This is a genomic window from Streptacidiphilus sp. PAMC 29251 (assembly GCF_054208735.2).
In genome coordinates this window covers 7855089-7877386 of sequence record NZ_CM135725.2, presented here as the reverse complement: position 1 = coordinate 7877386, position 22298 = coordinate 7855089, and the positions used below count along the sequence as shown (strand labels likewise).

At 73.0% G+C, this 22298-nt stretch carries 24 protein-coding genes and 1 pseudogene; 8 read left to right on the top strand and 17 right to left on the bottom strand.

Going from position 1 to position 22298, the window contains the following annotated elements; genetic code table 11:
* Positions 1 to 10: 10 nt before the first annotated feature.
* The 5 genes from ACXKR8_RS37305 to ACXKR8_RS37285 form a co-directional block, all read right to left on the bottom strand.
* The gene (locus tag ACXKR8_RS37305) at positions 11 to 1084 is read right to left on the bottom strand and encodes a fatty acid desaturase family protein (RefSeq protein WP_458268968.1); all 1074 of its coding nucleotides are present in this window, start codon (positions 1082 to 1084) and stop codon (positions 11 to 13) included.
* A gap of 160 nt (positions 1085 to 1244) precedes the next feature.
* Positions 1245 to 2162 (bottom strand): RNA polymerase sigma factor SigF, encoded by a 918-nt coding sequence (locus tag ACXKR8_RS37300; RefSeq protein WP_458268967.1) that lies wholly within the window; start codon positions 2160 to 2162, stop codon positions 1245 to 1247.
* Between the two features lie 120 nt (positions 2163 to 2282).
* Positions 2283 to 2486 (bottom strand): hypothetical protein, encoded by a 204-nt coding sequence (locus ACXKR8_RS37295; RefSeq protein WP_458268966.1) that lies wholly within the window; start codon positions 2484 to 2486, stop codon positions 2283 to 2285.
* Positions 2487 to 2590: 104 nt separating this feature from the next.
* On the bottom strand, positions 2591 to 3841 hold the full coding sequence (locus ACXKR8_RS37290) for an FUSC family protein (protein WP_458268965.1): 1251 nt from the start codon (positions 3839 to 3841) through the stop codon (positions 2591 to 2593).
* A gap of 96 nt (positions 3842 to 3937) precedes the next feature.
* The gene (locus ACXKR8_RS37285) at positions 3938 to 4411 is read right to left on the bottom strand and encodes a hypothetical protein (RefSeq protein WP_458268964.1); all 474 of its coding nucleotides are present in this window, start codon (positions 4409 to 4411) and stop codon (positions 3938 to 3940) included.
* A 131-nt stretch (positions 4412 to 4542) separates the two neighbouring features.
* On the opposite strand from ACXKR8_RS37285, the gene ACXKR8_RS37280 reads away from it, so the two are divergent.
* The gene (locus tag ACXKR8_RS37280) at positions 4543 to 5163 is read left to right on the top strand and encodes a phosphonate degradation HD-domain oxygenase (protein WP_458268963.1); all 621 of its coding nucleotides are present in this window, start codon (positions 4543 to 4545) and stop codon (positions 5161 to 5163) included.
* Here ACXKR8_RS37280 and ACXKR8_RS37275 read toward each other — a convergent pair.
* The 5 genes from ACXKR8_RS37275 to ACXKR8_RS37255 form a co-directional block, all read right to left on the bottom strand.
* Positions 5112 to 5624 (bottom strand): hypothetical protein, encoded by a 513-nt coding sequence (locus tag ACXKR8_RS37275; RefSeq protein WP_458268962.1) that lies wholly within the window; start codon positions 5622 to 5624, stop codon positions 5112 to 5114. The genes ACXKR8_RS37280 and ACXKR8_RS37275 overlap by 52 nt on opposite strands.
* Positions 5625 to 5789: 165 nt before the next feature.
* The gene (locus tag ACXKR8_RS37270; RefSeq protein WP_458275190.1) at positions 5790 to 7070 is read right to left on the bottom strand and encodes an MFS transporter; all 1281 of its coding nucleotides are present in this window, start codon (positions 7068 to 7070) and stop codon (positions 5790 to 5792) included.
* Between the two features lie 96 nt (positions 7071 to 7166).
* Positions 7167 to 8027 carry an acyl-CoA thioesterase gene (locus ACXKR8_RS37265; RefSeq protein ID WP_458268961.1) on the bottom strand — a complete coding sequence of 287 codons (861 nt, stop codon included), beginning with the start codon at positions 8025 to 8027 and terminating at the stop codon, positions 7167 to 7169.
* Positions 8028 to 8132: 105 nt separating this feature from the next.
* Positions 8133 to 9473, bottom strand: a complete 1341-nt coding sequence (locus tag ACXKR8_RS37260) for an ABC transporter substrate-binding protein (protein WP_458268960.1) — start codon at positions 9471 to 9473, stop codon at positions 8133 to 8135.
* A 28-nt stretch (positions 9474 to 9501) separates the two neighbouring features.
* On the bottom strand, positions 9502 to 10098 hold the full coding sequence (locus tag ACXKR8_RS37255) for a hypothetical protein (RefSeq protein ID WP_458268959.1): 597 nt from the start codon (positions 10096 to 10098) through the stop codon (positions 9502 to 9504).
* A 148-nt stretch (positions 10099 to 10246) separates the two neighbouring features.
* On the opposite strand from ACXKR8_RS37255, the gene ACXKR8_RS37250 reads away from it, so the two are divergent.
* Genes ACXKR8_RS37250 through ACXKR8_RS37235 form a run of 4 tightly spaced genes read left to right on the top strand, consistent with a single transcriptional unit; the run spans position 10247 to position 14198 of the window.
* Positions 10247 to 10795 (top strand): hypothetical protein, encoded by a 549-nt coding sequence (locus ACXKR8_RS37250; RefSeq protein WP_458268958.1) that lies wholly within the window; start codon positions 10247 to 10249, stop codon positions 10793 to 10795.
* Complete coding sequence (locus tag ACXKR8_RS37245) at positions 10792 to 12705, top strand: branched-chain amino acid ABC transporter permease (RefSeq protein ID WP_458268957.1); 1914 nt, start codon at positions 10792 to 10794, stop codon at positions 12703 to 12705. Before ACXKR8_RS37250 ends, ACXKR8_RS37245 begins: the two co-directional genes overlap by 4 nt.
* Positions 12702 to 13406 carry an ATP-binding cassette domain-containing protein gene (locus tag ACXKR8_RS37240; RefSeq protein WP_458268956.1) on the top strand — a complete coding sequence of 235 codons (705 nt, stop codon included), beginning with the start codon at positions 12702 to 12704 and terminating at the stop codon, positions 13404 to 13406. Before ACXKR8_RS37245 ends, ACXKR8_RS37240 begins: the two co-directional genes overlap by 4 nt.
* 30 nt (positions 13407 to 13436) lie before the next feature.
* On the top strand, positions 13437 to 14198 hold the full coding sequence (locus ACXKR8_RS37235; protein WP_458268955.1) for an ATP-binding cassette domain-containing protein: 762 nt from the start codon (positions 13437 to 13439) through the stop codon (positions 14196 to 14198).
* Here the strand turns inward: ACXKR8_RS37235 and ACXKR8_RS37230 are convergent.
* On the bottom strand, positions 14184 to 14321 hold the full coding sequence (locus ACXKR8_RS37230; RefSeq protein ID WP_458275294.1) for a LysM peptidoglycan-binding domain-containing protein: 138 nt from the start codon (positions 14319 to 14321) through the stop codon (positions 14184 to 14186). The genes ACXKR8_RS37235 and ACXKR8_RS37230 overlap by 15 nt on opposite strands.
* Before the next feature lie 280 nt (positions 14322 to 14601).
* Between ACXKR8_RS37230 and ACXKR8_RS37225 the strand changes: the two genes are divergently transcribed.
* Positions 14602 to 14766 carry a hypothetical protein gene (locus tag ACXKR8_RS37225; RefSeq protein ID WP_458275293.1) on the top strand — a complete coding sequence of 55 codons (165 nt, stop codon included), beginning with the start codon at positions 14602 to 14604 and terminating at the stop codon, positions 14764 to 14766.
* On the opposite strand, the pseudogene ACXKR8_RS37220 reads toward ACXKR8_RS37225, so the two are convergent.
* Positions 14730 to 14867, bottom strand: a pseudogene (locus ACXKR8_RS37220) (transglycosylase family protein); the annotation flags it as partial. The gene ACXKR8_RS37225 and the pseudogene ACXKR8_RS37220 sit on opposite strands and share 37 nt — an antisense overlap.
* Before the next feature lie 260 nt (positions 14868 to 15127).
* Positions 15128 to 15871 carry a LysM peptidoglycan-binding domain-containing protein gene (locus ACXKR8_RS37215; protein WP_458268954.1) on the bottom strand — a complete coding sequence of 248 codons (744 nt, stop codon included), beginning with the start codon at positions 15869 to 15871 and terminating at the stop codon, positions 15128 to 15130.
* 581 nt (positions 15872 to 16452) lie between these two features.
* Between ACXKR8_RS37215 and ACXKR8_RS37210 the strand changes: the two genes are divergently transcribed.
* Positions 16453 to 17331 (top strand): hypothetical protein, encoded by an 879-nt coding sequence (locus ACXKR8_RS37210; RefSeq protein WP_458268953.1) that lies wholly within the window; start codon positions 16453 to 16455, stop codon positions 17329 to 17331.
* Between the two features lie 103 nt (positions 17332 to 17434).
* On the top strand, positions 17435 to 17734 hold the full coding sequence (locus ACXKR8_RS37205; protein ID WP_458268952.1) for a hypothetical protein: 300 nt from the start codon (positions 17435 to 17437) through the stop codon (positions 17732 to 17734).
* 74 nt (positions 17735 to 17808) lie between these two features.
* Here ACXKR8_RS37205 and der read toward each other — a convergent pair whose 3' ends face one another.
* The 4 genes from der to ACXKR8_RS37185 all read right to left on the bottom strand — a co-directional run bounded on the left by der (position 17809) and on the right by ACXKR8_RS37185 (position 22264).
* Positions 17809 to 19263: a ribosome biogenesis GTPase Der gene (gene der, locus ACXKR8_RS37200; RefSeq protein WP_458268951.1), complete on the bottom strand. Its 1455-nt coding sequence runs from the start codon at positions 19261 to 19263 to the stop codon at positions 17809 to 17811.
* Positions 19264 to 19360: 97 nt separating this feature from the next.
* On the bottom strand, positions 19361 to 20077 hold the full coding sequence (cmk, locus tag ACXKR8_RS37195; RefSeq protein ID WP_458268950.1) for a (d)CMP kinase: 717 nt from the start codon (positions 20075 to 20077) through the stop codon (positions 19361 to 19363).
* A 99-nt stretch (positions 20078 to 20176) separates the two neighbouring features.
* On the bottom strand, positions 20177 to 21268 hold the full coding sequence (locus tag ACXKR8_RS37190) for a prephenate dehydrogenase (RefSeq protein ID WP_458268949.1): 1092 nt from the start codon (positions 21266 to 21268) through the stop codon (positions 20177 to 20179).
* A gap of 6 nt (positions 21269 to 21274) precedes the next feature.
* Positions 21275 to 22264, bottom strand: a complete 990-nt coding sequence (locus ACXKR8_RS37185; protein ID WP_458268948.1) for a DMT family transporter — start codon at positions 22262 to 22264, stop codon at positions 21275 to 21277.
* Between the last annotated feature and the right edge of the window lie 34 nt (positions 22265 to 22298).

The window sequence follows — 22298 nt, the reverse complement described above, 5'->3', positions numbered from 1 at the left end:
AACCCGCTACTCAGGCCGCGTCCCGCAACTCGGCGCCGACCTCGTGCATGTGCTGCAGCCCCTGCCGGTACGACTCGACCAGCCCGGTCTCGGTGTACGGGAGCCCGAGCGCGGCGCAGTGCGCCCGGATCAGCGGCTGGGCCGCCTTCAGCCGGGATCGGGCCATGCTGGGGAAGAGGTGGTGATCAATTTGGTAGTTGAGTCCGCCGAGGAACCAGTCGGTGAACGGGCCGCCGCGGACATTGCGCGAGGTCAGCACCTGGCGGCGGAGGTGGCCCCAGCGGGGGCCGTCCGGGTCCGGCATCTCCATGCCCTTGTGGTTGGGCGCGAAGGCGCAGCCCAGGTGCAGCCCGAACAGCGCGTGGTGCAGGGCGGCGAACGCCAGCGCCTGCCACGGGCCCATCGCCACCAGCAGCAGGGACACGTAGCCGACCAGGTGCAGCGCCAGCAGCCCGCCCTCGACCAGCCGGTCCCGCCCGCTCCGGTGCCGCAGGTCCTGGATGCTCGACACCTTGAGGGCGACACCCTCCAGCAGCAGCAGCGGGAAGAACAACCGGGCCTGATTGCGGGTCAGCCACCGTGCGAAGCCGTCCCGTTCGGCCGCCTGACGCTGCGTCCAGACCAGCACGCCCACCCCGACGTCCGGATCCTTGTCGACGTGGTTGGGGTTGGCGTGGTGCCGGTTGTGCTTGTCGGTCCACCAGCCCATGCCCATCCCCAGCAGCAGATTGCCGTGCACCAGGCCGATCACCCGGTTCACCCGCCGACTGGCGGCTATCTGCTGGTGCCCGGCGTCATGGCCCAGGAAGGCGGTGCGCGCCCCGAACACCGCGGCGGGAGCCGCGAGCAGCAGCACCCACCAGGAGCCGCCGAGCAGCACCACCCCGGTCCAGGTCGCGGCGACCAGCAGCAGGTTCAGCCCGATGCTTCGCGCGTACCACCCGGTCTGCCGCTCCAGCAGCCCCGCCGCCCGTACCGTCCGCAGCAGCGGAGCGAACTCGCTGCCTTCCCCGGCGGCGGCGGGCCCGGAGGTCTCCGGCCACTCCCGCTGCCCGCTCGGGGGCGCGCTGACCTGCGTCGACATCCGGATCTCCTCGGCTCGCGGGCAGAGGCGGCCAACCGCCGCCCCTGCCTCACAACCTAGAGATCACCACCCACTCCGAACCATGGAGCGCCCACCCGCCCCACTCGGGGGTTAACCCCCTGCGGCCACCCCCCCGAGTCGACCTGGTCCTACTCCTGTCCTACTCCTCGACGAGCAGCGGTGCGCGGAGGCGTCCCAGGGCCCGGGACAGCAGTCGGGAGACATGCATCTGCGAGATGCCCAGCTGGGCGCCGATCTGCGACTGCGTCATGTCCTCCACGAAGCGCATGGAGAGGATCAGCCGTTCCCGGTCCGTCAGTTGGGCGATCAGCGGCTTGAGGGACTCCAGGTTCTCGACGGCCTCGATGCTCGGGTCCAGCTCGCCCAGGCGCGAGGTGAACGAGGAGCTGTCGTCGTCCGCCTCCGCGCCGGGGGTGCCGGCGTCGATGGAGCTGACCGAGTAGCCGTTGGCAGCGACCAGGCCCTCGCGGACCTCGTCCTCGGTGAGTTCGAGGTGCGCGGCGAGTTCCTTGGGCGTCGGCGCCCGGTCCATCCGCTGGGCGAGTTCGTCGGTGGCCTTGGCCAGTTGCAGCCGCAGTTCCTGCAGCCGGCGCGGCACGTGCACGGCCCAACTGGTGTCGCGGAAGAAGCGCTTGATCTCGCCGACGATGGTGGGCATCGCGAAGGTGGGGAACTCCACCTCGTGGTCCAGGTCGAACCGGTCGATCGCCTTGATCAGCCCGATCGTGCCGACCTGGACGATGTCCTCCATCGGCTCGCTGCGGGTGCGGAACCGCCCCGCGGCGAACTTCACCAGGGTCAGGTTCAGCTCGATCAGCGTATTGCGCACGTACTGGTACTCGTGCGTCCCCTCCTCCAGCACGGCCAGCCGGGCGAAGAGCACCTTCGACATCGCCCGCGCGTCGACCGGGCTGACCCGGCGCGGCTCGGAGAGGTCCAGCTCGGGGAAGTACGCCCCGGCGTCCGCGGCAGCGGGGCCTGCGACGGTGCGTACGGCGGGACGTACGGCGGCGGCTGCGGCGGCGGCCTGCGGAATCACCTGCGTGTCGACGGTCATGGGCCGCGTGTACCCGGCATCACCGCACTCATGCCTGTGGTGCGCACCCCGAAATGAATCGGGGCACGCACCGCAGGGGCTGCCGCAACAGCCGGATCACACCCGCCGGATCACACCGGCTCAGTTGTGCCCGTACCGCTTCTCCTTCTTCCGCGCCGACGGCTGCGCCGAGGTGGTCGGCATCAGCAGCGTCGGCGCGTCCTGCATCTCCGGCGACATGGCCTTGTCGCCGTGGGCGCCCCGGGCGCCCTGGGCCGCCTGCGCGCTGTGGTCGGCGTGGGCAGCGGTCTTCTGCTTGCGGTCGCGGTTCTTGACCTTCGACATGAGTGCGTCTCCTGCATGGGTCAGTTCAACTGGAACGCCGAACCCACATCCGGTGGGCTCTCCACCACCGTCGCAGGCGGCAAGTCGCCGCGCATCTCGAAGAGTTACGCAGAGTGACGACGTCGGCGGACGGTCCGCTGGACCACACCGAACCCAACCCGGCGCTGACGCTTCGTCAGTGAGGCCCGGTCCAGTTCCTCCATCAGCCGCTTGGAGCGGTGCTCCGGCGCCAGTTCGTCCAGGATCCGGTCCACCTCGGCGAGCAGCGAACCATGCAACTGCCAGTCCTCGGGGGTCTCCTGGATGCGGTGCAGCAGCAGCCGGGCGACGTTCTCCCGGCTGCCCCAGGCCGCGGCGAGTTCCGCGGTGAGCCGGGATTCGGCCTCCTCCGCGTTGCTGCTGACCTGGGTGGTCACCAGCACCGAAAAACTGACCAGGGCGTCGCCGATGTGCGCGAACAGTTCCCCCAGCGAGACCGCCACCTGCTCGGAGAAGATCGGCCGGTCCGCCTGCTCCGGGCCGTCCGCCTCGTGCTGCTTGGCCAGGTCGGTCAGCGAGCGGGCCAGCACCCGCACCACCACCACGCAGATCTCCAGCGTGTCCAGACCGGTCCGCAGCACCAGCCGGGACAGCAGCCCCTCGCTGATCCGGGGGTTCAGCCGCAGGCTGTCCTCGGCCTGCCGGAGCGACCCGTCGACCTCGGCGATGTCCTGGTCCAGGTGCCGGGCCTCGTGCAGCCGGGCGGCGGCCCGTTCGACGGCGGGCGGGGCGTCCAGTTCCTCGCCGAGCCGCAGCAGCAGCAGCCGCACCCGGCGGGCCAGGTCCTCCAGGGACTCCCCCGCCGTGTCCACCCACACCGGTGGGGCGAACAGGAAGTTGAAGGCCAGCCCCACCCCGGCCCCGATCAGCGTCTCCAGCACCCGGTCCCAGGCCTGGGACGCCAGCCTGGTCACGCCGAGCACCAGCATCGCGCTGATCGCGACCTCGTTCACGAACTCGTCCACCCGGACGAACTGGCCCACCGTCAGCGCCGCCAGGATGACCAGCCCCAGGCTCCACCAGCTCAGGCCGACCACCGAGCTGAACCCGATCGCCAGCAGCACCCCGACCACCACGGCGTTCACCCGGCGGATGCTGGTCTTCAGCGTCGAGTACAGCGTCACCTGCACCACCAGCAGCGCGGTGAGCGGCGCGGTCAGCGGCGCCGGTTCGCTGCTCAGCCGCAGCGCGACGGCGTAGGCGAGGGTCGCGGCGACGGTGGCCCGCAGGGTCTGCACGACCACCGGATCATTGCGGCGCTTCTTCACCTCGGTCAGCAGGTCGGTGAGCATCCGCCGTACAGGTACACCAGGCATCCGCTGCCCCTGCCCTGGAAGCCGCCGCATGACCCTCACTATGACATGGCCCACAGCCTGCGCCGATGAACCACGCCCCGGCTCGGACCGCGCGGCTCAGCAGGCCTGTTTGATCGCCGTGAAGTCGACCGAGCTCTCGATGTCCGTCCCGATGGCATCGCCGGGACCCATGACGGTGACGGTCCACCCTCCCCTGGTCAGCGCGGTGGAGCCGGGCATGCCGGCGCGGCCGGTCGGGATCCAGCCCTGCCGTCGCAGGGCGGCCACCGAGGCGGTGTACGCCCGCACGGCGGTGCTCCGATCGATCCCGGCCGGGGTGAACGGCCCGGATGCGATGCGGGTGACCAGGCATTCAGGCCGCAGCGGCTTGCCCCGACCAGCGGTCAGAACGGCGATCGCGCCCTGATTCCCGTTCAGTCCGCTCGCTGTCGCCGCTGCGGCCAGGTCCGCGCTGACCTCAGCCCGGTCCAGCCGCACCACCGGCCCTTGCGCCCGGTCCCCCGCCGTCAGCAGGAGCAGCAGCGCCGACGCCACCGACACCGCCACCCCGACCCGCCGCGCCCTGTCCACGATTCCCCCACCGATCATCGGACGGCCGCCCGCCCGTCACCGCGATGATGTCAGGCGGTGTCACCGTCTCCTCCCGGGGGATCAGTACCAGAAGGCCTTCCCGTCGCACCCACCCAGCGGAGGACACCCCGATGCCCCAGCCGGCCAGCCCCGCACCCGACGGATCCGACCTGCCCGACGTCCTGACCGCACTGGCCGACCTGTTCGCGGGCGCCGGCGCCGCCGAGTACTTCGGCGAGGAGGTCACCCAGGCCGCGCACATGCTGCAGACCGCCGCGCTGGCCGAGGCCGCAGGAGCCCCGGCACCGCTGGTCGCGGCGGCCCTGCTGCACGACGTGGGCCACTTCGAGGCGCTGACCAGGGCTCAGGGCGGTCTCTCCGGGGACGCGCTCATGGCCGGGACCGACAACCGGCACAGCCACACCGGCGCGGACTGGCTGGCCCAGTGGTTCGGCCCGGAGGTCACCGAGCCGGTACGGCTGCACGTGGCCGCGAAGCGCTATCTGTGCGCGGTCGAGCCCGGCTACTTCGGGCGGCTCTCGGATGCCTCGATCCAGACCCTCCGGGTCCAGGGCGGCCCGATGACCCAGGACCAGGCGACCGCGTTCGAATCCGGCCCGCACGCCGCCGACGCGGTCCGGCTGCGCCGCTGGGACGAGCAGGCCAAGGACCCGCTGCTGACGGCCCCGCCGCTGGCCCACTACCTGCCGCTGCTGGCGGGGCTGCTCCCGGCCTCCTCGCCGGCGGTGTAGTCAGGACGCGACCAGCGGTGCAGCCGGGACGCGTCCCGCGCGTACCGGGCCAGCGCGCCCGCCACCCCGGCCGCGACCAGGACGCCGAGGCGGATCGCGTCGGTCCGGCCGTCCCAGCTGAGGACGCCCCAGTGGTGCAGGTCGAAGCCGTCCAGGAACATCCAGAACACCACCCCGACCAGGACGCTCCCGGCCAGGTCGCAGCACCAGCCGAGGGCGCAGGCCGCCGCGCCCAGCGCCACCAGCAGGAACAGCGGCTGGCCCCACATCCCCGCCGCGGTGACCAGGATCGAGATCGGGACCGCCACGGCGAAGGCCAGCACCAGCGCCATCGGCGCCGACAGCACCGCACGGCGCTCACCGGCCGCGGCGACGGTCGCCCCGCTGCTACGGCTGCCACGGCTGCTGGGACGAGCGAACGAACGGGGAATCGAACGCGAGAGTGACTGGGTGCCGGCCATGAGAACCTCCAGGGCGCCGAGCGGCCCCGGGTTTCAGTCCGCCGAACCGGGTGCCTGACTCCATCGAAGCCCAGCCACGCCCTCAGGGGACCCGCCCTTGACGCCCCCCTGACGCCGGCCCCGCCCATCCATACGCGTCCTTGTCACTCCCCGCCCCCAAGCGGCTCAGGCCACCGGGTTCCGCGCGTCGTAGCGGGCGAAGGCCGGGTGCCGGGCGGTGAGCAGCAGCATCGCGGCGACGCAGGCGAGGCCGCCGCTGACGGCGGAGAAGGTGGGGCTGGTGAGCTGGGCCACGCTGCCGGACTCGAAGTCGCCCAGCCGGGGCCCGCCGGCGACCACCACGACGAACACTCCCTGCAGCCGTCCGCGCATGTCGTCCGGTGCGGCCGCCTGCATGATCGTGTTGCGGAAGATCATGCTCACGGTGTCCGCCGCCCCGGCCATCGCCAGCAGGATCAGCCCCAGCCACAGCTGCCTGGCCAGGCCGAACCCGGCGATGGACAGGCCCCAGGCCAGCACCGCGCAGATCACCGCGAGGCCGTGCCGGTGCACCCGGCTGACCCAGCCGGAGAACAGCGCCCCGAGCAGCGCCCCGACCGCCGGGGCGGCGGCGAGCAGCCCGACCGTGCGGGCGTCGCCGTGGTAGAGGACCAGGGCGAGCGCGGGGAACAGCGCGCGGGGCATCCCGAACACCATCGCGGCGAGGTCCGCCATGAAGCTCATCCGCAGATTGGGGCGGTCGCGCAGAAAGCGCAGCCCGTCCAGGACCGAGGCCCGGGCCCGGCGGCCGGAGCCGGCCGGGTCGCCCTCGGGACGCATCGAGGGCAGCCGCCACATCGCGTACAGCGAGGCGCTGAACGCCACCGCGTCGAACAGGTAAGCGGCCTGGTAGCTCCACACCCCGATCATCAGCCCGCCGAGCATCGGTCCGATGGTCAGCCCGAGGTTCATGCTGACCGTGGACAGCGCGTTGGCGGCGGGCAGCTGCTCGGCGGGCACCAGCCGGGGCACCATCGAGGCCCGGGCCGGGGCGTTCAGCGCGAAGCAGACCGCCTGCAGCGCCACCACCGCGTAGAGCACGCCGACCTGGCGCACCCCGAGGAAGGCCTGCGCCGCGAGCCCGGCGGACAGCACGGCAAGACCGGTCGCACCGAAAAGACCCAGTTTGCGGCGGTCCATAGTGTCGGCGATGGCCCCGCCGTAGAGCCCGAAGACGACCAGCGGCACCAGCGAGCACAGGCCGACCAGACCGGTCGCGAAGGGTGAGCCGGTCAGCGCGTACACCTGGACCGAGATGGCCAGCGCGGTCATCTGCTGGCCCACCGAGGACACGCTCTGCCCGAACCAGAGCCGCCGGAAGTCCGGGCTGGTCCGCAGCGGGGTGACGTCCGCGAGAGCGGTACGGGCCAGTCTGCGGAACCGGCCGGATTCGGCGGCCGGGGCGATCGGATCGGCGGGCGGTACGGCGGGCGGAGCGGGGGTCAGCTGTTCCTTGGGCACGTCACATCATCCCTCTCCCCGCTCCGGCGGTCTCCCCTGGGGTCAGTCGGCGATCCGCCGGAACAGCCCCTCCTGCATCACCGACACCACCAGTTCCCCCTGCCGGTTGAACAGCTGCCCCCGGGCCAGCCCCCGGCCGCCGACCGCGACCGGCGACTCCTGCTGGTAGAGCAGCCAGTCGTCGGCCCGGAACGGACGGTGGAACCACATCGCGTGGTCCAGCGAGGCCATGTCGAAGTGCCGCTTGCCCCACAGCGGCTCGACCGGGATCCGTACCGCGTCCAGCAGGGTCATGTCGCTGGCATAGGTGACCGCGCAGGCGTGCACCAGCTGGTCGTCCCCGAGCTGGCCGTTGGTGCGCAGCCACACCGCGCTGCGCGGCTCGACGCCGGCCAGCTCCTCCTCGGTCCAGCGCAGCCGCTCCACATAACGGATGTCGAAGGGCTGGCGGCGGCTGATGAACGGCGGCAGCTCGCCGAGCACCGCGCCGACCTCCTCCAGCGCGGTCGGCAGCTCCTCGGGCTGCGGGACCGGCGCCATCGGCAGCTGGTGCTCGAACGGCGACTCCTCCGGCAGGTGGAAGTCCGCGGTCAGCGCGAAGATCGTCCGGCCCTGCTGGACCCCGAGCACCCGGCGGGTGGTGAAGGAGCGTCCGTCCCTGATCCGGTCCACCTGGTAGACGATCGGCACCCCGGGGCTGCCGGGCCGCAGGAAGTAGGCGTGCAGCGAGTGGACCGGGCGGTCGGCCGCCACCGTGCGCCCCGCCGCGATCAGCGCCTGCCCGGCGACCTGCCCGCCGAAGACCCGCTGCAGCGACTCCTCCGGGCTCCGGCCGCGGAAGATGTTGACCTCGATCTGCTCCAGATCCAACAGATCGACCAGCTGGTCCACCGGGTTGCCCATGCCAAGCTCCTGTCCTCAGTTCTCAGGACACATGGTCTCGCACTTTCCTGGCATCACCGCAGACCAGCACACCGGGGCCGGGGCGGGGTGAATCGACCGCGCCGCTCAGGAGTGGTAGGGAAGGGCCGGGACCTGGAAGCAGTCGGTGTCCATGTCCGGTACCTGGGTCACCCAGCCGCCGTTGCTGCCGCCCTGCCAGCGGGCCACGTCCAGGCAGGCCCGCTGCGGTCCGCTGGGGGCCGGCTTCGGGGTGAAGCCGGTCGGGACCAGCAGTCCATGTGCGTCATAGGGCTGCGGCCGCTGCAGATAACGGTCCAGGCAGGCCCGGTCGATCTGGGCGCCGCAGGAGCCGGCCGCGTCGGCGAACCACTGCGCGGCCGCCCAGCCCTCCAGCTCCCACTGCGACAACTGCTGCTCCCGAGCCGGGAAGTAGCGCGTCATCGCGGCCCGGAACGCGGCCACCGCCGGGTACTTCACGTCCTGGTAGGAGCGGCTGTCGGAGGTCACCCACAGCGCGTCCAGGCAGCCGGGCACCGACTGGTAGTCGTGGCCCGCCTGCGCGGTCCAGTTCTGCACATTGGTCACCTTGGCCGCCACGCTCACCCCGGCCGAGGCCATCGCCTGGCACAGCGCCACATTGCCCCTGGTGTCCATCGCGTCCAGCAGCAGTTGCGTGCCGTGGGACTTCAACTGGGCTGCCACGGCCGCGAAGTTGGGCAGGGCGAAGTCCACCGTCTCGGTCAGCACCCGGTAGCCCTCGGCCTTGAGGCCCTGCACCAACTGGGCGGCGTAGCGGGCCGAGTCGGCCTGGTTGTAGCCGACCACGGCGGCCGAGCGCAGCCCGAGCTTCTGACTGAAGTACCGGTAGACCTCGGTGGTGGCGTACTGGGTGCCGTTCCAGCCGAGGGACCGGCCGTCCCTGGGCTCGCTGCTGCCGTAGATCTGGTAGAGGTGCGGATAGCGGTCGTAGGGGGTGTCGATCGGCTCGCCGCCGATGTCGGGCACGCCCTGGGCGCTGACGTACGGGGCGCCCGCGTAGTCGAGGGCACTGGTGGCGACCAGGGCGACCACATGGTCCTGGTCGATCAGCTTGTGCACACAGGCCTGGTTGCCGCTGCCGCTGCCGCTGTCGTCGCAGGTCACCACGTTGACCTGACGTCCGCCTACGCCCCCGGCGGCATTGAGCGCGCGGAAGAACGCCTGCGCCCCGTACATCGGCCCGCTGAACGCCTCGTTGCCGAGCACGCTGGAGACCGAGGCGACGATGCCGACGGTGAGCGGCGGCTGCGCGGAGCCGGCGCCGGACGCTCCCGGCGCGCCCGCGGAGCCGCCCGTCGGCCCGGCGAAGTCCCGTTCCGGCAGCCTGCTTCCGCAGGCCGCCAGCGGCAGGACGGCCGTGAGCAGCAGCGCTGCCAGGGCCCGTCCTGCCGTCCGTCGAGGAAGCATGGGCAGCACGGTACGGGACGGGTCCGGCTCAGGCACAGACCGCCGGAGAGGTCCCGCCGCTCAGCTTGATCAGGTTGCACAGGGTGGCGTCGGCGACCTGCCAGACACCGCCCACCAGAACCGACTTCCCGGCCGAACCGGGCAGCGCCGGCGCCCCGCTGACACAGAGGTTGTAGGTGACGTCGGCGGCGGTCGCGCTGGTGAAGGAGACCGTCAGCACCGTGGCGGTGGCCTTCGCGGCCAGCGGGTTCTTGCCGAAGGACTGCAGCACCGGGGCGAACGTGGTGCCCTTCTCCAGCAGGCCGAGCTTGGTGGTGGGGGGCGTGGCCGGGTCGAAGAACTTCTGGTAACTGGTGGAGATCGCGGTGGCCGCACCGGCGGTGTCGCTGGGCCCGGTGCCGCTGACCGTCGGCGCGGCGCCGGTCCCGCAGGCGGCGGGCGCGGCCGCCGCGGTGGTCGCCGGGGCCGCGGCGCTGGTGGTGGGCGCGGCGGCGGTGGCGGACGCGCTGGGCGCCGCCGTGCTGCCGCCTCCGCTGCTTCCGCAGGCCGTGGCAAGGAGCAGCACCGCCGCCCCGACGGCAGCGCGCGGAAGGTACCCGTGAACGTTTGCGGAACCGTTGGTCATGGAATCCTCACCGTCCGAATCCATATTCAATCTGACGCACCGTCAGCTATCACCAAGCTACCGGTTTCGGCGGATGATGGTCCCGTCGCTGCACGCATCAGCGAAAAAGATGAAGGACTGTGACCGAGCAGAACCGGTTGGGGGATCGATGGCGGCCGCACCACCCGCAGCACCACCCGTACCGAGCCGGGCGACGAAGGCCGCCCAGGCCCTGCGCGACCGGCTGGGCTGGATCTGCTGCGCCGGCGGCGTCCTGCTGTGCGCGCTCGGCTGGTACGGGGTGTCCGGCGAGCGCTACACCGCCCGTCAGGTCCCCTTCCTGGCCTCGGCCAGCGCCCCCGGGGCGGCCCTGATCGTCGGCGGCTCGGTGCTGCTGGCGGCCCGCCGCCGCCAGCCCCGGCCGACCCCCGAGTACGAGCAGCTGCAGCGTCAACTCGCGCTGCTCACCCGGCTGCTGACCGAAGCCGTGCAGGCCGAGCAGACCGAGCAGGCTCAGCGTTCCGCGGCCGTCGCCCCGCCGGCCGCCGCGCCCGCCGCCGTGCCCCTGCTGCTCGCCGTGCCCGGCGGCCGGACGTACCACCGCTCCGACTGCCTGCTGGTGCAGGGCCGCCAGGATCCGGAGCACCTGCTCAACGGGGACGTCGCCGCGCGCGGCCTGCGCCCCTGCCCGCTCTGCGAACCGCCGGAGGGGGCATGACCGTTCCGCTGCCGGTGGACCTCGCGGTCGCCGGGCTCGCCGTGGGCAGCGCCGCCGCGCTGTCCGGCATCGGCCTGGTGGTCTGCCACCGCGCGACCGGGGTGCTCAACCTCGCCCAGGGCGCGGTCGCCATGGTCACCGCCTACGCCCTCCGGCAGACCGTGGTGGTCTGGCACTGGCCGCGCGCCCTCGCGGTCCCCGCCTGCGTGCTGGTGTTCGCGCCCGGCCTCGGCGTGCTGATGGACGTGCTCGTGTTCCGCCGGCTCCAACGCCGCAACGCCGGCACGGTGGAGACCCTGGTCGCCGGGCTCGGCGTGTTCGTGCTGCTGATCGGAACAGCGGCGCTGGTCTGGGGGCTGACCCCGCTCACCGATGCCCCGGCCCTGGTCCCGGCCACCCCGATCGGCCTCCCCGGCGGCCTGCGGCTCACCCTGGACACCGTCGTCGACCTCGGCGCGGTGCTGGTGATCGCGGTGGGCGTCGGCGCGGTCAGCCGCTGGACCGCGTTCGGCACCACGGTACGGGCGGTGGTGGACAACCGCCGCCTCGCCGAGCTCTCCGGGATGGACGCCGACCGGGTCTCCTCGGTCGGCTGGGCCTTCGGCGCCTTCACCGCCGGGCTCACCGGCGTCCTGCTGGCCCCGGCGCTGCGGCTGGACCCGTACGGGCTGCCGCTGCTGGTGATGGAGACGCTGTCGGTCGCCGTCGCGGCCGGGCTGCGCAGCCTGCCGCTCGCGGTCGCCGCGGCGTTGGCGCTGGGGATCGGCCAGAGCGAACTGACGGCCTTTCACCCCACGGGATGGGGAGGCCCGTTGCTCCAGTCCGCGGGCGCCGACCTGTTCGTGCTCGCGCTGCTCGCGGTGGTGTTCCTGCCCGGCCGGCTGGCCCGGGCGACCGGCGCCGTCCCGGCCCTGCCCCCGCTGCCGCCCACCGGGCCGACCGCCGATACCCTGCGTATGGTGCGGCGCGCGGCCTGCCTGCTCCTGCTGCTGGTGCCGCTGGATCTGCGCGGCGGCGATCTGCGGGCACTGCTGCCGGGGCCCGCCCTGGCGCTGGTGCTGCTCTCGCTGGTGGTGGTCACCGGCTACGGCGGTCAGATCTCGCTCGGGCAGGCCGGGTACGCGGGCCTGGGCGCGCTGCTCACCGGCACGCTGGCGGGAGCCGAGCTGCCTGCCGTCACGGCTCTGCTGACCGCGGTCGCCATCGCCGCCCCCTGCGGGCTGCTGGTCGGCTGGCCCGCGATCCGGCGGCGCGGGCTCGCCCTGGCGCTGACCACCTTCGCGGTCGGTACGGCCATGAGTCGACTTGTCTTTCAACAGCCTTATCTCACTGTCGGCATCCGCCTCGACCGCACCGGCCCCTGGGCCGACGACCGGGTCTTCTACCTGGCCGAACTGGCGCTGCTGGCGACGGCCCTGCTGCTGGTCCGCGGCCTGCACCGGGGCCGGACCGGACGGGGCCTCGGCGCGATCCGGGACCACGAACCGGCGGCGTACGCCTCCGGCGTGAACGTCCCCCGGCTGAAGCTGCTGGCCTTCACCGCGGGCGCGGCGCTGGCCGCGCTCGGCGGCAGCCTGCTGGGGCTCGGCGCGCAGGCCTTCGACCCCGACGCCTTCGACCCGGTGCTCGGGCTGCTCTGGTTCGCCGCCGTGGTGGTCTTCGGGACCAGCAGCGCCTCCGGCGCGGTGCTCGCCGCGATGGCCCTCACCGCGCTGGACGCCGCCACCTCGGCCGGCGTCTCGGCAGCGGCGATCGGCGTTCTCGCGCTGCTGCGCGGGTGGTCCCCGCGTGGCTGGAGCGCCCTGCTGTCACCTGCGCCCCCGCCCACCGAAGCATCCCCCGCTCCCCCGGTCCGGCTGAGCCCGCTCGGCCGGCGGCTGGCCCGGCAGCTGGCGGGTGGTCGCCGATGACCGCGTCGCCGCCGACGGCCACGCCGCGAACCGGCCTCAGCGCCCGTGACCTGGTCCGTCACTACGGCGGGGTCGCGGCCCTGGACGGGGTGTCCCTCGATGTCCCGCCCGGCCGGATCACCGCACTCACCGGGGCCAACGGCGCGGGCAAGAGCACCCTGTTCCGCTGCCTCAGCGGCGCCGAACGCCCCGACGCCGGACAGGTCCTGCTCGACGGACGCGACATCACCCGCCTCCCCGAATACACCCGGGCCCGCCTCGGCCTGGCCCGCACCTTCCAGCAGCTCGCCGTCTTCCCCGGCCTCACCGTCGCCGACAACCTCCGGATCGGCGCCGAACAGGCCGGACGCCGCTCGCCGCGCGACGCCGAGTTCGCCGTCGCCCGGACGCTGCGCCAGCTCGGCCTGGAACCGCTCGCGGACCGGTCCGCCGCCGCGCTCCCCACCGGCACCCTGCGGCTGCTCGAACTCGGCCGCGCCCTGGCCGGCGACCCCGCCGTGCTGCTGCTGGACGAGCCGGCCGCGGGGCTGGACGCCGCCGAGACCGAGCTGCTGGCCCAGCTGCTCACGGCGCTCGCCGAGGACGGCCGGGCCGTCCTGCTGGTCGAGCACGACCGCGAGCTGATCGACCGGATCGCCCACCGCGTCCACACCATGGCCGCCGGACGGTTGGACACCGCAGACGAACGGCCCCGCCGATGAACGGGCTCCGACGATGAACGGGCCACGCCGATGAGCGTGGAGATCGCGCTGCAGGGGGCGCGCGTCCGCTACGGCCCGCTGGAGGCCCTGCACGGCATCGACCTGCGGATCCCCACCGCCCGCCGCACCATCCTGCTCGGCCGCAACGGCGCGGGCCGCAGCACCGCCCTGCACGCCCTGGCCGGGACGGTCCCGCTCTCCGGCGGCCGGGTGCTGTGGTCGGGCGGCGGCGACCATCGGGACGGGCCCCGCGACGGCCCCCGCGACATCACCGGGCTCGACGCCTACCGCCGGGCCCGGCTCGGCCTGACCCTGGTCCCGGCCGAGCGCGCGGTCTTCCCGTCGCTCACCGTCGCCGACCACCTCTCCCGGCTGACCGCCTCCGCCCGCGACACGGCGCTCGACCTCTTCCCCGAGCTGGTCCGGCTGCGGAACCGCGGCGCGGGCAGCCTGTCCGGCGGCGAGCAGCAGATGGTCGCGCTGGCGGTGGCCCTGGCCGGGCCGTCCCGGCTGCTGCTGCTGGACGAGCTGGGCCGCGGGCTCGCCGCCCCGGTGCTGACCCGGGTGCACGAGGCGCTGGTCGCGGCGGCAGCGGGGGGACGGACCGTCGTCCTCGCCGAACAGACCCTGCGCGCGGCGACGCCCGCGTCCCCCAGCCCGACCTGGTCTATGTGCTCCACCGCGGCGCCGTCGCCTTCGCCGGCGAGGCGGGCGAACCGGCCCTGGCGGCGGCCGTCGCCGCCAGCGCTGTCGCGGGCGCCGGCGCGGGCGCGGGCGCTACGCCAGCCGTAGCACCGTCCCGGCCAGCAGCACGTCGGGGTCGGAACCGACGACGGCCCGATTGAGCCGGTAGAGGGCGGGCCAACCGCCCTGGACCCGATACCGCGCAGCGATGGCCGACAAGGTGTCACCCACCCGCACGGTGTACCGCAGGGGCTTGGGCGCCGGAACGGGAGTCGGCACGGGCCGTGGCGGCGCCACGGGAGCCGGCACCGGAACGGGCACGGGCGTCGGCCTCGGCGTCGGAACTGACACAGGCTTCGGCGGGAGCGTAGGCACGGGCGTGGGGGTCGGCACGGGCTTCGGGGTGGGCACGGGCTTGGGCGTCGGCTTAGGCACAGGCTTCGGGGTCGGCGTGGGCTTCGGCACGGGCTTGGGCGTCGGCTTGGGCACAGGCTTCGGGGTCGGCGTGGGCTTGGGCACAGGTTTCGGGGTCGGCTTTGGCGTCGGCTTCGGGGCTGCTCCCAGCCCCAGCTGCTTGGAGCAGGACGGCCAGGCCGTCCACCCCTGCCAGGCCAGGATCCGTTCCGCGACCGCGATCTGCTGCGTCTTCGTCGCCAGGTCCGGCCGCTTCGCGTAACTCCGCCCACCGGCCTCGCCCCAGGTCTCGGCAGAGATCTGCACCCCGCCGTAATAGCCGTTCCCGGTGTTGATGTGCCAGTTGCCGCTGCTCTCGCACATGGCGAGCCGGTCCCACACCGAGACCGCGACCCGCCGCGAGGACCCTGGGTCAGCCGTCCACGGCACCGCGGCGACAGCTGCGGCCACGGTCGCCGCTACCACCAATACCTTCATCCCTGTGGCCATGACAGATGACGTTAAGTCAGCTCAGCGCACAATCTGACGATCCGACAGTCCGACTCGCCGCCCCCTCACACGAACGGCGGCACAGCGCCCCCGCAGGGGTGCTGTGCCGCCGAAGGCAGGCGACCGACGAACGGTCAGCCGATGGAGAGCACCTGACCGGGGAAGATCAGGTCGGGGTTGGCGCCGACCACGCTCTTGTTGGCCGCGTACAGCGTCTGCCAGGACTCGCCGTTCGCCTGGGCGATGTGGCCCAGGGTGTCGCCGGACTTCACCGTGTAGGTGGCGCCGGTGGCCTTCGCCGTAGCGGGAGCCGGGGCCGACTCGCTGCTGCTGGCACTCGCGGAATCGTCGCTGCTGCTGTTGTTGCTGCTGCTGCCGTTGTCCGAGGAGGAGGCCGACGGAGCCGACTGGGCAGCGGACGCCGAGGAGTCCGAAGACGAGGACGAGGACGAGGTGTCCACGCTCGCCGCCGCGCCGCCCTGGCTCAGCCCGGCCTGGGGGCCGCACACCGGCCACGCGCCGGGGCCCTGCGAGGCGAGGACCTGCTCGGCCACAGCGATCTGCTGGCCCTGGCTGGCCTGGTTCGCGGTGGAGGCGTACTGGGTGCCGCCGAAGGCGGCCCAGGTGGAGGCGGAGAACTGCAGGCCACCGTAGTAGCCGTTGCCGGTGTCGATGCTCCAGTTGCCGCCGCTCTCGCACTGGGCGACCGCGTCCCAGGTGGAGTTGGACGCGGCGGAGGCGTTGGTCGCGGTCACCAGACCGGCCACGGGGGCGGCGACGACCACACCGGCGATCACGGCCGCACGGATGCGGCTCTTTCGGTTACCACTCGTGGCAGCGGCGGTGCGGGCAGCGTCGTTCTCGCGGCGAAAAATCATGAAGTCCCTTACTCGACAGTCCCGGCCGGGTCGACGGGCGGCGCGTCATACGCACTCGTCCTCCGTCGCCGCAGTTCACGGAGCGGGTCCGGCAGCGTGGGAACCGTCTGCCTGGAACCACCCCCGGCACCCTCCACTCGGCACCGACCTGTCCTGCGGCGGCGGGCACGATTCCTCGGGGTGAGCCGGGGAATCGTGCGGAGGTGGGTAGAACCCGGGTGGTGCTCGTTGCACCGGTGTCCGAACGTAGGCAACTCCTGCCATGCCTTCAAATGACCTCACGTCTCCGCAGCTCAGAGGCCCATTACCAACGGTATTGATCAAGGACGGCCAGCCCACCCCGGGCGATTTATCCTTTTTGCGCATGATCGATCGTGATTGGTGTGGTCTCAACCACATAAGCATTCGAGTGAGCTGGCCCACATTGTCGACGTAGCGTCATCACTGACCAGCACGTTGTCAGATCGGTCCTTATCTCTCTCCGACTCGACCGCCCCCGACCGTGACCCGGAGCACACCCAATCCGTTTGTCATCACGGCTGGAACACCCTCCCCAGCCCCTGATGACCCAAGGAGTGTTCGTGCCGCGCTTGATCGACGTCAGCGACGAGGTCCGTGCCGAGATCGGCGACGACGAGGCCGACCGCCTGCTCACCGGAGTAACCGCGCCCGACCGGTACGACTGCACCCATTGCCGGGCGCCGGGCGACGTCACCCAGGAGTCGACCGCGACCGTGCTCTTCGTCGGCGAGGAGACCGCCGTCCTGGCCTTCGCACACGCGCGCTGCATTCCGTCCCAGGTGGTCCCGGTCGCCGAGGAGCAGCTGCTCGGCGCCGTGCGCAGCATCAGCCAGACCCCCGGCGACGCCGCGCCCGCCGCGCCGGCCCCCACGTCCGCCCCGGCCGCCCTCCCGCACCAGGAGCAGCACACCACCCCGCAGGCCCCCGCCGCGCAGCCCCCGCAGGCCGTCCCCCAGGCCGCCGTCCTCGGCGTCACCTGCGGCCTGGTGCTGAGCCAGACCGGCCCGTACGCGGGCGTCCCCCGGGCCGCGCTGGTCGTGGAGCCCACCGGCCCGGTCGGCCGGCCCGGCGACGAGACCGGCCGGGACCACTTCGCCTCGATGCTGCTGGAGCACGGCTTCGGCCAGGTCTTCGACGTCGAGCAGCCGCCGGTCGAGCTGGCCGGCTGGTCGGTGCTGATGGCCATGGGCCAGCTGCACGCCATCCTGCAGCCGGCCAAGGGCAGCGGCACCATCGCCTGGTGGCAGGCGCACCAGCCGCTGCAGGTCACCGAGGCGTGGCGGTCCGCCGCGACCCAGCAGGGCGAGGTGGTGATGTATGCCGCGCCCGCCGGGAGCGTCGGCCGCCAGCCCCGCGAGGACCTGCTGCGCAACGCCATGGACGGCGCGGCCCGGCACGGCCTGTTGGTCGGCGCGGTCCTCCCGCTCGCCGGAACCTGACCGCCCGCCCGCTGAGCCAGGAAGGCCCGGTGCGCCGGGAAGGTCGCACAGGCTCACAACCGCTGCCCCGCATCCCGTGGGGCGTCCGGTCGTTGGCCATGACGTGCAGACCTTCAACTCCTTCCCGCCGCCCCGCTGGGCCGACAGCCGCCCGCCGAGCGTCCCGCTGATGCCCTCCCCGCGCTCGTACGAACCGGAGCCGCCGTCCCCGACTCCGATCTACGACGCCCTGTACTCGGAGTTCAGGCGCCTGTTCCGCGCCCTCCCCGGGGACCACTCCGGCGAGGAGGATCTGCGCTTCAACGGCTTCGGCCCGTACTACCCGTCCGGCGACGGGTACGCCTCCTCCGGCGGTATGGGCCGCCACCGCGGCTATCTCTCACTGCCGCCCGGCCGCGGCTGACCCCGTCGGCGGCATGACGGTGGGCCCCGGGTCACCGACCCGGGGCCCACCGTCATGCCCGCGCATACAAGCGCTTACTTCTTGCGGCCGCGCTTCTCACGCACCCGGACGCTGATCGAGATCGGCGTCCCGACGAAGCCGAACTCCTCGCGCAGCCGGCGCTCCACGAAGCGGCGGTAGCCGGCCTCGATGAAGCCCGAGGCGAACAGCACGAACCGCGGCGGCTTGGCGCCGGCCTGGGTGCCGAACAGGATGCGGGGCTGCTTGCCGCCGCGCACCGGGTGCGGGTGGCCAGCCACCAGCTCGCCGAGGAAGGCGTTGAGGCGGGCGGTGGGAATGCGGGTCTCCCAGCCCTCCAGCGCGGTCTCGATCGCCGGGACCAGCTTCTCCATGTGCCGACCGGTCAGCGCGGAGACATTGACCCGGGGCGCCCACTGGACCTGGACCAGGTCCGTCTCGATTTCCTTCTCCAGGTAATAGCGGCGCTCCTCGTCGATCTGGTCCCACTTGTTGTAGGCCACGACGACGGCGCGGCCGGACTCGACCGCCATGGTGATGATCCGGGTGTCCTGCTCGGCCAGGGTCTCGCTGGCGTCGATCAGGACGACCGCCACCTCGGCCTTCTCCAGCGCCGCGGCAGTGCGCAGCGAGGCGTAGAAGTCGGCGCCCGCCGTCTGGTGCACCCGGCGCCGGATGCCGGCCGTGTCGATGAACTTCCAGGTCTTGCCGCCGAGCTCGATCAGCTCGTCGACCGGGTCCCGGGTGGTCCCGGCGACCGCGTTGACGACGACCCGGTCCTCCTTGGCGACCTTGTTCAGCAGGCTGGACTTGCCGACGTTGGGACGGCCGATCAGCGCGACCCGGCGCGGGCCGCCGATCGGCTCGCCGCCGAAGCGCTGCTCGGGCGCGGGCGGCAGCTTCGCCAGGATCGCGTCCAGCAGGTCGCCGGAGCCGCGGCCGTGCAGCGCGGAGACGCAGTACGGCTCGCCCAGGCCCAGCGACCACAGCGCGGCGGCGTCGGCCTCGCCGGAGAGCCCGTCCACCTTGTTGGCGCAGAGCACCACCGGCTTGCCGGACTTGCGGACCAGCTTGACCAGCGCCTCGTCGGCGTCGGTGGAGCCGACGGTGGCGTCCACCACGAACAGCACCGCGTCGGAGTTCTCGATGCCGACCTCGGCCTGCGCGGCGACCATGGCGTCCAGGCCGAAGACGTCCAGCTCCCAGCCGCCGGTGTCGACGATCTGGAAGCGGCGGCCGTTCCAGGTGGCCTCGTAGCGCACCCGGTCCCGGGTGACGCCCGGCTTGTCCTCGACGACCGCCTCGCGGCGGCCGATGATCCGGTTGACCAGGCTCGACTTGCCGACGTTGGGACGGCCGACGATGGCGAGCACCGGCAGCGGACCGCCGTCGTTGAAGTCGACGTCCTCGGGGTCGAAGCCCTCCTCAGCGGCGAGCGCCATGAACTCGGCGTAGTCCGCCGGGTCCAGCTCGCCGTTGCCGGCGTTGCTGCCGACGATCTCGTTGCTCATGGTGCGGTGCCAACTCTCGTTCGTGGTCGCCCGGGAGGGGCGCGCAATGCGGGATGGTGCGGGGGCCGCCGCGGCGGCCGGTTCTCTCGGACAGGCTCTAGGCGCTCGCGCGCTCACGCACCAGTCCCAGGATGTGCGTGATGACCTCGTCCGGTGCCATCTCGCTGGTGTCGACCTCGATCGCGTCGTCGGCCTTGGCCAGCGGCGAGGTGGCCCGTCCCGAGTCGGCCGCGTCGCGGCGCTCGATGTCCACCAGGATCGCGACGATCTCGGCGGGGTCGGTCACCCCGAGCTGCGCGGCCCGGCGGGCGGCCCTGGTGGTGGCGGAGGCGGTGAGGAAGACCTTGAGGTCGGCGGCCGGGAAGACCACCGTGCCCATGTCCCGGCCTTCGGCGACGATGCCGCGCGGTGCGGCCGCGGCCGAGCCGCGCTGCAGCTCGACCAGCCGGGTCCGCACCTCGGGGACGGCGGAGACGGCGCTGACCGCGCCGGTGACCTCCGCGCCGCGGATCGGCCCGGAGACGTCCACGCCGTCGACGGTGATGGTCGGACCGCTCGCATCGGTGCCGGACAGGATCACCGGCTTGGAGGAGGCCAGCGCCACCGCGTCGGGGTCGTTGACGTCGACCCCGTTCTGCAGCAGCCAGTGCGTCATCGCCCGGTACATGGCCCCGGTGTCGAGGAAGCTGAGGCCGAGCCGGGTGGCGATCTCACGGGAGACGGTGGACTTGCCGGTGCCCGCCGGGCCGTCGAGGACGACGATCACCGGGGCGTCCGAGCGGTCGGCGCCACTCGGTGCAGGGTGGAGGGCCACGGCGAAAGTCCTTCTCTCTGGTTCACGGCCCGCGCCCATGATCGGTACCTGTCGGTATCTGGGCAGCACGGCTCGGCACGGCGGGGTCTTCCCCCAAGGTTACCGGTCCGATCGCACTCGCCAGCCCCGCTCCTGCAGCGCGGACGTGAGCCCTACCACAGCCGAGGGCGCCACCATCAGCTGGACCAGGCCCGCCTGCAGCCCGGTGGAGTGCTCGATCAGCACGTCCTCGATGTTGACCCCGGCCCGTCCGGCCTCGGCGAAGAGGCGGGCCAGCTCGCCCGGCTGGTCGCCGATGACCACGGCGACCACCTCATACCGGGTCGGCGGCGCCCCGTGCTTGCCGGGGATCCGGGCCCGTCCTGCGTTGCCGCGGCGCAGCACGTCCTCGACCGCGCCAGCGCCCTCCGCGCGCTTGGCCTCGTCGGCGGCTGCCATCGAGCGCAGTCCGGCGACAGCCCCGCCCAGATCGGCCGCCAACTCCTCCAGGATGTCGGCGACGACCCCGGCGTTGGCACTGAGGATCTCCACCCACATCCTGGCGTTCGACCCGGCGATCCTGGTGGTGTCCCTGATCCCGGGCCCGGCCAGCCGGACCGCGTTCTCCTCGGCGTGCTCCAGCCGGGCCGCGACCAGGCTGGCCAGCACCTGCGGGGTGTGCGAGACCAGTGCGACGGCGCGGTCGTGCGCCTGGGCGTCCATCACCACCGGCACCGCCCCGCACAGCGCGACCAGCTCGAGGGCGGCGTTGAGGGTGTCGGTGTCGGTGTCGGCGGAGGGCGTCAGCACCCAGGTCCGCCCCTCGAACAGATCCGCCCGCGCCGCCAGCGGACCGGACCGCTCGGCCCCGGCCATGGGGTGGCCGCCGATGTAGTGGACCGTGTCGCAGCCGAGCGCCGCGATGTCCTGCCGGGGGCCCGCCTTCACACTGGCGACGTCGGTGTAACTGCGGGCCAGCCCCTGCCGCTGGCACTCGGCCAGCACCGAGGCGATCAGCGGCGGCGGCACCGCGATGATCGCCAGATCCACCACACCCTCGGGATCGTCCACCGTCCCGGCGCCGAGCGAGGCGGCGGTGCGGGCGGCGTCGGGGTCGACGTCCCGCAGATGCACGCTTATTCCCCGCGCGCTCAGCGCGAGCGCGGCGGAGGTCCCGATCAGTCCGGTGCCGATCACGGCGGCGGTACGCATGGCGGGCTACGTCCTTCGGTACGTGGCGGGAGCGGGTGGAGCCTGGCTCCGCCCCCATGATTCCGTATCCTCAGCCGCCCCTGCGACACCATTCAGCTGAACCGCTCCCTGGGCTGAGCTGAATTCACCGCGCCCGCGGGCGCGGCTGCGCCCCACCCGCTGGGTGGTGGCGATGCAGCCGAGCACCAGCACCGCCGCCACCAGCGCGGACGCGGGCAGCTGCTCACCGAGCAGCAGCACCGACCAGAGCAGCGTCAGCAGCGGCTGGGCCAGCTGCAGCTGGCTGGCCCGCGGCACCCCGATCACCGCCATCCCCCGGTACCAGAGGACAAAGCCGCCGAACTGGGAGACCGCGGCCAGGTAGCCGATCCCGGCCAGCGCGTGGGCGGTCAGACCGACCGGTTCCACGGCGAGGCCGACCGCCGCGGTCAGCGCGGTCACCGGCAGGGCCGCGACCACGCCCCAGCCGATCACCTGCCAGCCGGGCAGCTCCCGGGCCAGTCGGCCGCCCTCCGCGTAGCCGACCGCGCACACCAGCAGCGCGCCGAGCAGGCAGAGGTCGGCCGCGGTCGGCCGCCCGTGGTTCTGCCACAGCGCGAACACGGCGACCACCACCGCCCCGGCCCCGGCCGCGCCCCAGAACCAGAACGACAGCCGGGTCCGGTTGAGCAGCGCGGAGACGGCCGCCGTGGCCAGCGGCAGCACCCCGATGACCACGGCGGAGTGCGCCGAGGTGGAGGTCTGCAGGGCCAGGGTGGTGAGCAGCGGGAAGCCGACCACGCAGCCCAGGGCCACCGCCAGCAGCCCGCGCCAGTGCCGGCGCGCGGGTATCGGCACCCGCCCGGCGCGCAGGCAGCCGAGCGCGAGCAGCGCCGCCAGTACGCCGCGGACGCCGGTGACCGTCCAGGGGCCGAGGCCGTGGCCGCCGTCCAGCGCCCAGGCGGTGGCCGGAAAGCTGAAGGAGAAGGTGAGCACCCCGAGCCCGGCCAGGGCCACCCCACCGCTACCGGATGCCAGAAACTTTGTCGTA

Coding starts and splice junctions, on each gene's coding strand:
- ACXKR8_RS37305 (WP_458268968.1), bottom strand. CDS start 1,084: ATGTCGACGCAGGTCAGCGCGCCCCCGAGCGGGCAGCGGGAGTGGCCG.
- ACXKR8_RS37300 (WP_458268967.1), bottom strand. CDS start 2,162: ATGACCGTCGACACGCAGGTGATTCCGCAGGCCGCCGCCGCAGCCGCC.
- ACXKR8_RS37295 (WP_458268966.1), bottom strand. CDS start 2,486: ATGTCGAAGGTCAAGAACCGCGACCGCAAGCAGAAGACCGCTGCCCAC.
- ACXKR8_RS37290 (WP_458268965.1), bottom strand. CDS start 3,841: ATGCCTGGTGTACCTGTACGGCGGATGCTCACCGACCTGCTGACCGAG.
- ACXKR8_RS37280 (WP_458268963.1), top strand. CDS start 4,543: ATGCCCCAGCCGGCCAGCCCCGCACCCGACGGATCCGACCTGCCCGAC.
- ACXKR8_RS37275 (WP_458268962.1), bottom strand. CDS start 5,624: ATGGCCGGCACCCAGTCACTCTCGCGTTCGATTCCCCGTTCGTTCGCT.
- ACXKR8_RS37265 (WP_458268961.1), bottom strand. CDS start 8,027: ATGGGCAACCCGGTGGACCAGCTGGTCGATCTGTTGGATCTGGAGCAG.
- ACXKR8_RS37260 (WP_458268960.1), bottom strand. CDS start 9,473: ATGCTTCCTCGACGGACGGCAGGACGGGCCCTGGCAGCGCTGCTGCTC.
- ACXKR8_RS37255 (WP_458268959.1), bottom strand. CDS start 10,098: ATGACCAACGGTTCCGCAAACGTTCACGGGTACCTTCCGCGCGCTGCC.
- ACXKR8_RS37250 (WP_458268958.1), top strand. CDS start 10,247: ATGGCGGCCGCACCACCCGCAGCACCACCCGTACCGAGCCGGGCGACG.
- ACXKR8_RS37245 (WP_458268957.1), top strand. CDS start 10,792: ATGACCGTTCCGCTGCCGGTGGACCTCGCGGTCGCCGGGCTCGCCGTG.
- ACXKR8_RS37240 (WP_458268956.1), top strand. CDS start 12,702: ATGACCGCGTCGCCGCCGACGGCCACGCCGCGAACCGGCCTCAGCGCC.
- ACXKR8_RS37235 (WP_458268955.1), top strand. CDS start 13,437: ATGAGCGTGGAGATCGCGCTGCAGGGGGCGCGCGTCCGCTACGGCCCG.
- ACXKR8_RS37215 (WP_458268954.1), bottom strand. CDS start 15,871: ATGATTTTTCGCCGCGAGAACGACGCTGCCCGCACCGCCGCTGCCACG.
- der (WP_458268951.1), bottom strand. CDS start 19,263: ATGAGCAACGAGATCGTCGGCAGCAACGCCGGCAACGGCGAGCTGGAC.
- ACXKR8_RS37190 (WP_458268949.1), bottom strand. CDS start 21,268: ATGCGTACCGCCGCCGTGATCGGCACCGGACTGATCGGGACCTCCGCC.